The sequence below is a fragment of the Pseudomonas sp. HY2-MNA-CIBAN-0224 genome (assembly GCF_040310285.1).
Lineage (GTDB): Bacteria > Pseudomonadota > Gammaproteobacteria > Pseudomonadales > Pseudomonadaceae > Aquipseudomonas > Aquipseudomonas helleri.
Map to the genome: position 1 here is coordinate 1 of NZ_JBEOPQ010000108.1, position 8,492 is coordinate 8,492.

The 8,492-nt window shown below is 59.1% G+C and carries 6 protein-coding genes and 1 pseudogene; 5 read left to right on the forward strand and 2 right to left on the reverse strand.

Annotation, left to right across the window (positions count from 1 at the left end; all coding sequences use genetic code 11):
* Positions 1-263 precede the first annotated feature (263 nt).
* Positions 264-1,607: an MFS transporter gene (locus tag AAEZ03_RS25205; RefSeq protein WP_350582363.1), complete on the forward strand. Its 1,344-nt coding sequence runs from the start codon at positions 264-266 to the stop codon at positions 1,605-1,607.
* 4 nt (positions 1,608-1,611) lie between these two features.
* Here AAEZ03_RS25205 and AAEZ03_RS25210 read toward each other — a convergent pair whose 3' ends face one another.
* Both AAEZ03_RS25210 and AAEZ03_RS25215 read right to left on the reverse strand, forming a co-directional pair.
* Complete coding sequence (locus tag AAEZ03_RS25210; RefSeq protein ID WP_350582366.1) at positions 1,612-2,565, reverse strand: LysR substrate-binding domain-containing protein; 954 nt, start codon at positions 2,563-2,565, stop codon at positions 1,612-1,614.
* 35 nt (positions 2,566-2,600) lie between these two features.
* Positions 2,601-4,004 (reverse strand): FAD-binding oxidoreductase, encoded by a 1,404-nt coding sequence (locus AAEZ03_RS25215; protein ID WP_350582369.1) that lies wholly within the window; start codon positions 4,002-4,004, stop codon positions 2,601-2,603.
* A 109-nt stretch (positions 4,005-4,113) separates the two neighbouring features.
* On the opposite strand from AAEZ03_RS25215, the gene AAEZ03_RS25220 reads away from it, so the two are divergent.
* The 4 genes and pseudogenes from AAEZ03_RS25220 to AAEZ03_RS25235 all read left to right on the forward strand — a co-directional run bounded on the left by AAEZ03_RS25220 (position 4,114) and on the right by AAEZ03_RS25235 (position 8,423).
* On the forward strand, positions 4,114-5,253 hold the full coding sequence (locus AAEZ03_RS25220; RefSeq protein WP_350582372.1) for an FUSC family protein: 1,140 nt from the start codon (positions 4,114-4,116) through the stop codon (positions 5,251-5,253).
* 495 nt (positions 5,254-5,748) lie between these two features.
* Complete coding sequence (locus AAEZ03_RS25225) at positions 5,749-6,051, forward strand: urease subunit gamma (protein WP_048369202.1); 303 nt, start codon at positions 5,749-5,751, stop codon at positions 6,049-6,051.
* A 171-nt stretch (positions 6,052-6,222) separates the two neighbouring features.
* Positions 6,223-6,513: pseudogene (locus tag AAEZ03_RS25230) on the forward strand (urease subunit beta); the annotation flags it as partial.
* Between the two features lie 191 nt (positions 6,514-6,704).
* Positions 6,705-8,423, forward strand: a complete 1,719-nt coding sequence (locus AAEZ03_RS25235; RefSeq protein ID WP_123752116.1) for an urease subunit alpha — start codon at positions 6,705-6,707, stop codon at positions 8,421-8,423.
* The last annotated feature ends 69 nt before the right edge of the window (positions 8,424-8,492 follow it).

An 8,492-nucleotide genomic window follows, 5' to 3' on the forward strand; every position in this document is an offset into this window, starting at 1 on the left:
ACTCTGCCCCCGCGCGCGCTCTTCAACTCTAGACCCAGTTTGCTGCGCGACAGCGCGGCGTCGAAGACGGGGCGGCCCCTCCTACAGGGTATCAGGGGGTTTTGTCCTACAAAAAACGCTCTGACGATTGTATGAATCGTCCATCGACTCTAGAGTCTGGGTTGCCCTGCTGGCGTTTACGTAAACGTTATGTTCTGCACGGCCTAAAAAGGATGCCTGGCCACGCCCGTGTTCAGGCGCGCTATAACAAAAAAGGGCTTCTCATGACTCATTCATCTTCGCCTCACCCCGAGCGCATTGATCAGCATCTGGATTCGGCTTATCGCAGAACGGCCTGGCGTGTCATGCCGCTGTTGATGGTGTGTTTTCTGGTCGCGTACCTGGACCGGGTCAACGTCGGCTTTGCCAAGTTGCAAATGCTCGATGACCTTAAATTCAGTGAAGCGGTGTACGGCCTGGGCGCCGGGATTTTCTTCATCGGTTACCTGATGTTTGAAGTCCCTAGCAACATCGCCCTGCACCGTTACGGCGCGCGCCGCTGGATCGCACGGATCATGGTCACCTGGGGGTTGCTCTCGGCAGCAATGATGTTTGTACAAACACCGTGGAGCTTTTACACCCTGCGTTTTTTGATCGGCGTGGCTGAAGCCGGGTTCTTCCCGGGGATTATTTTTTACCTCACCACCTGGTTTCCAGGCCATCGCCGGGGCGTAATGGTGGCGTTGTTTATCTCGGCCTTGCCGATTTCCAACATGCTGGGCTCACTGATTTCCGGTTTCATCATGCAGTACATGCATGGCGTGGCGGGTTACGCAGGCTGGCAATGGCTGTTTGTGATCGAAGGCTTGCCGGCGGTGGCGCTGGGCATGGCGGTGTTTTACCTGTTGCATGACCGCATCGCCGATGCCAAGTGGCTGACGGCCGAGGAAAAACAAGGCATGCAGGCCGCCATCGAGCGCGACAACCAAGGCAAGCAAGGGCACTCGATACGCGAAGGGCTGCTCAACCCGAAAATATGGCTGCTGGGCGGCGTGTATTTTTGCCTGGTCATGGGCCAGTACATCATCAGCTTCTGGATGCCGACCATTATCCGCAACAGCGGCATCGAGCAACCGTGGGTGATCGGCATGCTCTCGGCGATTCCGTTCACCGCAGCGGCGGTGGTCATGGTGCTGGTGGGGCGCAGCTCAGACCGCCATCGTGAATACCGCTGGCACTTGGCAATCTGCGCCACCCTGGGCGCCGCCGGGGTGCTGTTTGGCACACTGTTCGGCGGCAATCTGCTGCTCGGCATGATCGGTTTGACCATTGGCACCGCGGCCATGGTCAGCAGCCTGCCGGTGTTCTGGAGCATGCCCACCGCAGTGGTCGGCGGGGCTGCCGCAGCGGCAGGTATCGCGCTGATCAACTCCATGGGTAACGTCGCAGGCTTCTTTGCCACCATCGTGGTCGGCTGGATCACCCAAGTCACCGGCAGCACCCAAGCCTCGATGTACATGATGGCGGCGGTGCTGGTGCTGGGCGGCGTATTGGGCCTCTGTGTGCCCAAGGTCAAAGCCGGTATCAGCGGGCTGGCCCCGGCCAACCCGGTGCCACAACAACCCTGACCGCTCAGGCGGGCCCGGCGGTCAGCACATGGCTGCCGGGCCATTGATCCTGCAGGCACATGTCGCTCACCACCTGACGTATCAGATCGGCCACAGCCTGCCGCGCCGGGGTCGATGGCATGCGCGTCGACACGCACAACCCTACACGCCGATACAGCCCGGGGCAGGCTATGCGTCGCGCAATCAGACGCCCCTCGTCGACTTCGCGACGGGCCAGGTTGAGCGGCATGATCGTCGGCCCAATCCCCGCCTCCACCGCGCTTTTAAGAATGTGAACCGAGTTGACCTCAAGGGCCACCGACTCAACGAACGCACCCTGTTTGGCCAGCGCAGCCTCAACCAGCGCCCGCGTGCAATGCCCGTGGGCCAGGCCCGGCCACACCAGCGGGCGCGCCAGTGCCTGCTCAAGTGTGAGGGCGCCGGAGCCCGGAGGTTGTGGGTCGGTCGCCGCGCTGAGCCAGTAAAAGTCCTCTTGCAGCAGCGGGCTGAAGGCGATTTCGGCAGGCAAGCCGACATCGGTAAACAACGCCAGGTCAATGCGCCCGTACAGCAGTTGCTCAAACAGATTGCCGGTCAGTTCTTCATTGAGGTTCAGGCTGATATGCGGATAACGCGCCGCCACCGCACGCAGCAATGGCAAGGCCAGCGGGCTGGCGACGCTCTGCGGCAAGGCCACCACCACCGAACCGCTGAGGGTTTGCGCCGAGTCAAGGACCGCCACGCGGGCGTCCTGCAGATGCTTGAGAATGCCTTGGGCGTACTCGTAGAAGACTTTGCCCGGATCTGTCGCGCTGACGCCGTTGCGGCTGCGGTGCAACAGCTGCACCCCGAGTTCTTTTTCGAGTTCCAGGACCTGTTTACTCAGGGCCGATTGGGCCACAAAGACTTCGCGGGCAGCCCCCGAGAGGCTGCCGCAGTCAATAATCGCCACAAAATATTTGAGCTGTCGAATTTCCATGCAGGCGATTCTACAGCCCTTGAGGCGCCCAGGCGTCAGCCAAAAATCTTGCCGGGGTTCATCAAGCCTTTGGGGTCTAGCGCGTGCTTGATTGAACGCATGACATCCACCGCATTCTGGCCATGCTCAACCGCCATGTAGTCCCGCTTGGTCAAGCCAATGCCGTGCTCGCCGGTGCAACTGCCTTCGTAGGCAATCGCCCGCTCGGCCAGGCGGTGCGCCACCGCTTCAGCGCGGGCCACTTCGTCGGCATTGTCGGGATCTACGAGGATCAGGGCGTGGAAATTGCCGTCGCCAACATGGCCAAAAATCGGCGCCAGCAGGCCATTTTCTTCAAGGTCTGCGGCGGTCGCTTCAATGCACTCGGCCAGGCGCGAAATCGGCACCACCGAGTCGGTGGTCAAGGATCGGCAGCCAGGACGCAACGCCACCGAAGCAAAGTAGGCATCGTGCCGCGCTTGCCACAGCCGGGTGCGGTCTTCAGGGTTGACCGCCCATTCAAAGTCCTGGCCGCCGTGTTCATCAGCCACCAGGCGCACGGTTTCAATCTGCTCTTTAACCCCGGACTCCGAGCCATGCAATTCAAAGAACAAGGACGGCGCTTCACGCAGTGAGGTCTTGCTGTAAGCGTTGATCGCCCGTACGGTCAGCGCATCGATCAGCTCGATGCGGGCAATCGGCACACCCAACTGAATGGTCTGGATCACCGCCTGCACGGCTTGATCCACAGAAGGGAACGTGCAAATGGCCGCCGACACGGCTTCAGGCAAAGGATGTAACTTAACCGTCAACTCGGCGAAGGTCGCCAACGTACCCCCCGAACCCACCAGCAAGTGCGTCAGGTCATACCCGGCAGAAGACTTGCGGGCCCGGCCGCCGGTCTGGATTACTCGACCGTCCGCCAGCACTGCGGTCATGCCCAACACGTTCTCGCGCATGGTGCCGTAACGCACAGCGTTGGTGCCTGACGCCCGGGTCGAGGCCATACCGCCCAGCGACGCATCGGCCCCCGGATCAATCGGAAAAAACAGGCCGGTGCCGTGTAAAGCGGCGTTCAATTGTTTGCGCGTTACACCCGGCTGCACCGTCACGTCCATGTCGTCCGGGCGGATCTGGATAATCTGGTTCATACCCGACACATCGATGCACACCCCGCCCTGCACCGCTTGCAGCCAACCCTCAAGTGAGGTGCCGCTGCCGTAAGGAATCATCGGCACATCGTGGGCATGGCACAGGCTCGAGACGCTGATGATTTCTTCAAGGCTCTCGACAAACGCAACCGCATCCGGCGGGACCGGGCCCAACGACGAAATATCGCTGCCGTGGTGCTCGCGCACACTGGCCGACGTCGACAGCCGCGTGCCCAAGAGTTGCCCCAATGCGAGCAATAAAGACTCGGGCAAGGACTTGCGGTTCAGCAGCGTTGGAATTGCGTTCATCAGGCCATCCTCGATTATTTTTTTGGCATCACGCGAGCATCTTAAACGCAGCAGGCGCCCTCCCCGCCATTCCAAATACAGAGGGTACTATCTACTTAAAGCATGGCACATGGTCAATCGCGCCAGCCTGAACTACGCTGCTGCCCGATCCTTCGCCGTCGTGGGGCTCTCTATGCAATTGGGTAAAAAGATCTCCAACCTGGAACAGCTGACCTACCGGTACTACCGCTGGATCCACGCCCTGCGCATCAGCCTGGCGTTTCTCATCACCTACACCGTCATCCGTTATTTCAGGCTCGATGGCGCCGTGTGGATCCTCATCACCCTGCTGATCGTAATGGGGCCGCAGCCGTATTGGGGCAACGTGTTCTCAAGGGCGCTGCAACGTACTGGCGGGACGGTGATCGGCGCGGTGTCCGGGCTGATCGCGCTGTTTCTGGAGATTTATTCATTCCCGGCAATGCTGCTGTGGTGCGCTGTGGTGATGTTTGTGGCCGGCTACCTGACCCTCGGCAAGCACCCGTATATGGCCTTGCTAATCGGCTCAACCCTGGCCGTGGTCAGTTGCTCACCGCCCAATGACATGGAGTCTGCCCTTCTGCGCAGCCTGTATGTGTTAACCGGCTCCGTGCTGGCGATGCTCTATTCGAGCATCTACCCGCAGCGCGCCTACACCGATTGGCGCATCACCTTCAGCCAGAGTCTGGGCAAACTCAAGCACCTGTACGAAACCTGCTTTTCACAGAAAACCCTTGAGCGGCCGCAACTGGAAGAACAGCTAAAGGATGAGCTCGACACCATCCTCAAACTGCGCAACTACATCGTCCCGGCCAGCAGTGAAAGCAAGCTGAAACCGGCGGTTTCGCATGGGCTGCAAACGCTGCACCGGAATTTACTGTCGACGCTGACGCTGATGATCGATGCCTATTGGTCGTCTGCCCAAAGTCACACGCTGATTGAAGATGAGCCGGTGTTGCGTGAGGTTCGGCAGTTGATCCCCCACGCCTTGCAGTCACTGCAAAACACCTTGTGCATGGGCATTGGCAACAACGACATCAGCGACCAGTTGCGGCAGACCACCCGTGACCTCAAGGACCTGGCCCTGCAAGTCGCCAACAGCAAAAATGTCGAAACCCCGTTCTATGCCTATGTCTGGCTGAGCCTGCAAATGCTCCAGCAGTTGACCGAACTGAATGATCAATTGCATGCCGCGCTCTACCGAAAACACGCAGCTGTTCAGCAAGGTTGAGCGCAAAAAACTAAAGACAATTCCTACTTATTCGGTAGGAATTAACCTACTTAAAATAAAGATTTTTTACCGTCTTGTGATTTTTTATAACAACGCGAATTCACGATGAACGCTAATAAAAAGGCATGGATAAATAACTAACTGATTGTTTTAAATAAAAAAATTTAAAAGCAAAAACACTCCCTGCCAACACGTTCTGGCAACCCCTGCGCCCAAATAATTGCTCGTGCGCTCACCCCTCAAAAAATATGGTCTAGGCTCAGATCGCCCCCACCGCAATGGATTTGAACGGTCGAGCCGATGAAACACACCTGCATCGGGTATTACGTGCCTGCGGCCCGTCAATCGGGGTGGGCAGCCCCCGTAAAACACTCATTTATTGTCACCACGCCTGAACGGCTCAGCCCGTTACCGGCCTCTTCGCGTGGGCGCAGGTTCAAGCCGTGCCCCACACGCCGAACACTCATTTTTACCGCACTGTAAACAGGAGGGCTTATGCAACTCACCCCCAGAGAGATCGACAAACTCATGGTGTACACCCTCTCGGACGTGGCGCTGCGCCGCAAGGCGCGCGGCTTGAAGCTGAACTACCCGGAGGCCGTTTCAATTATCACCGTCACGGCCCTGGAAGGCGCCCGGGACGGCAAGTCGGTTGAAGACGTCATGACAGAAGCCAGCAAAGTGCTGACCAAGGACGATGTGATGGAAGGCGTCAGCGAGCTGATTCCGAACGTTCAGGTTGAGGCGATTTTTACCGACGGCAGCCGTCTAGTGACCGTTCACGACCCGATCAAATAACGGCCTGGCTTGATCGCTCAACGCACACAACCCTGTTTTGAGGAGCCCGTCATGACCCGCAAAAAAACTGCCGAACCCGCCAGCCCGCACCAGGACACGCATCCTGAGCACAGCATCCCCAACGCCAAAGACCCCGGCGGCGTGCCCAAAAGCCAAGAAGACGATGTACCGCTGGGCGGCATTGTCTACGCCAGCACACCGATCACCTTCAACGAAGACCGCCCGGTGACCCAGATCAAAGTGCGCAACACCGGCGACCGCCCGATTCAGATCGGCTCGCATTACCACTTTTTTGAAGTGAACCGCGCACTGGAATTCGACCGGGCTGCCGCCTTTGGCAAACGTCTGAACATCACTTCGACCACGGCGATCCGCTTTGAGCCAGGCGATGAAATTGAAGTGTCACTGATCCCTTACGGTGGCAAACAGACCGTCTACGGCTTCAACAACCTGGTCGATGGCTGGGCGCCAGACAACACCATCGCCCTGCATGAGCGCGCGGAAAAACTGCAAGCCATACAACTTGCCACCGAGCTGGGTTTCAAGTTTTCCAAGACCGACCCGTAGCCCGCACAGCCCACTTGCACTCACCTTTTTTTGCACCTGCGCGGTGACGCCCTCAGCGCCAGCGCGGCATTAGCAAGGAGCCATCGATGCCCACCATTTCACGCAAAGAGTACGCAGGCCTGTTTGGCCCCACCACCGGCGACAAAATCCGCCTGGGCGATACCAACCTGTTCGTCGAAATCGAAAAGGACCTGCGCGGTTACGGCGAAGAATCGGTCTACGGAGGGGGGAAATCCCTGCGCGACGGCATGGGTCACAACAACCACCTGACCCGCGACAACGGCGTGCTGGACCTGGTGATCACCAACGTCACCATCATTGACCCGATTCAGGGCGTGATCAAAGCCGACGTCGGTATTCGTGACGGCAAGATTTGCGGCATCGGCAAAAGCGGCAACCCGGACGTGATGTCCGGCATCAGCACAGACATGGTGGTCGGCGTCAGCACCGATGCCATCTCGGGCGAGCACTTGATCCTGACCGCTGCCGGGATCGACACCCATATTCACCTGATCTCGCCGCAACAGGCCTACCACGGCCTGTCCAATGGCATTACCACCTTCTTTGGCGGCGGCATTGGCCCAACGGATGGCACCAACGGCACCACCGTAACCCCCGGCCCGTGGAACATCCGCAAGATGCTACGGGCCATTGAAGGCCTGCCGATCAACGTCGGTTTGCTGGGCAAAGGCAACTCTTATGCCCACGCCCCGCTGGCCGAACAAATCATTGCCGGGGTAGCGGGCCTCAAGGTCCATGAAGACTGGGGCGCTACCTCCAACGCCCTGCGCCACTCGCTGCGCATTGCCGATGAAATGGACGTGCAGGTCTCGGTCCACACCGACAGCCTGAACGAAGGCGGCTACGTCGAAGACACCATTGATGCCTTTGAAGGCCGCACCATTCACACCTTCCATACCGAAGGTGCAGGTGGCGGCCACGCACCGGACATTATCCGCGTGGCCAGCCAGCTCAACGTGCTGCCGAGTTCGACCAACCCGACCCTGCCCTATGGCGTCAACAGCCAGGCAGAGCTGTTCGACATGATCATGGTGTGCCACAACCTCAACCCCAACGTGCCCGCCGACGTGTCGTTCGCAGAAAGCCGGGTGCGCCCGGAAACAATCGCCGCCGAAAACGTGCTGCAGGACATGGGCGTGATCTCGATGTTTTCCAGCGACTCTCAGGCCATGGGCCGGGTCGGGGAAAACTGGCTGCGGGTGATGCAAACCGCCCACGCGATGAAAGCCTCTCGCGGCAAACTGCCGGAAGACAGCCCGGATAACGACAACTTCCGGGTGCTGCGCTACGTCGCGAAAATCACCATCAACCCGGCCATTGCCCAAGGTGTGAGCCATGTTCTGGGCTCGGTCGAAGTCGGCAAAATGGCCGATCTGGTGCTCTGGGACCCACGGTTCTTCGGGGCCAAGCCAAAAATGGTGATCAAGGGCGGGATGATCAACTGGGCCGCCATGGGCGACCCCAACGCCTCTCTGCCCACGCCGCAACCGGTGTACTACCGCCCCATGTTCGGCGCCTTCGGCAAAACCCTGCAGGACACTTGCGTGACCTTTGTGTCGCAAGCCGCGCTGGAGGACGGGGTCAAGGAAAAAGCCGGGCTGGACCGCCAGATCATGGCCATTCGCAACTGCCGCACCATCTCCAAAAAAGACCTGGTGCGTAACGATCAGACGCCAAAAATTGAAGTGAACCCGGAAACCTTCGAGGTCAAGGTCGACGGCGTACACGCCACGTGCAAACCCATCGACGTGGCCGCCATGAACCAGCGCTACTTCTTCGGCTAAGCCACCATCTGACTGTAGGAGCGAGCTTGCTCGCGATCTTTTAAAGATCAAAAGATCGCGAGCAAGCTC

Bases quoted from the DNA above. Each gene is read 5' to 3' on its own strand.
- AAEZ03_RS25220 (WP_350582372.1), top strand. From the start codon at position 4,114: ATGGTCAATCGCGCCAGCCTGAACTACGCTGCTGCCCGATCCTTCGCC.
- AAEZ03_RS25235 (WP_123752116.1), top strand. From the start codon at position 6,705: ATGCCCACCATTTCACGCAAAGAGTACGCAGGCCTGTTTGGCCCCACC.
- AAEZ03_RS25205 (WP_350582363.1), top strand. From the start codon at position 264: ATGACTCATTCATCTTCGCCTCACCCCGAGCGCATTGATCAGCATCTG.
- AAEZ03_RS25215 (WP_350582369.1), bottom strand. From the start codon at position 4,004: ATGAACGCAATTCCAACGCTGCTGAACCGCAAGTCCTTGCCCGAGTCT.
- AAEZ03_RS25210 (WP_350582366.1), bottom strand. From the start codon at position 2,565: ATGGAAATTCGACAGCTCAAATATTTTGTGGCGATTATTGACTGCGGC.
- AAEZ03_RS25225 (WP_048369202.1), top strand. From the start codon at position 5,749: ATGCAACTCACCCCCAGAGAGATCGACAAACTCATGGTGTACACCCTC.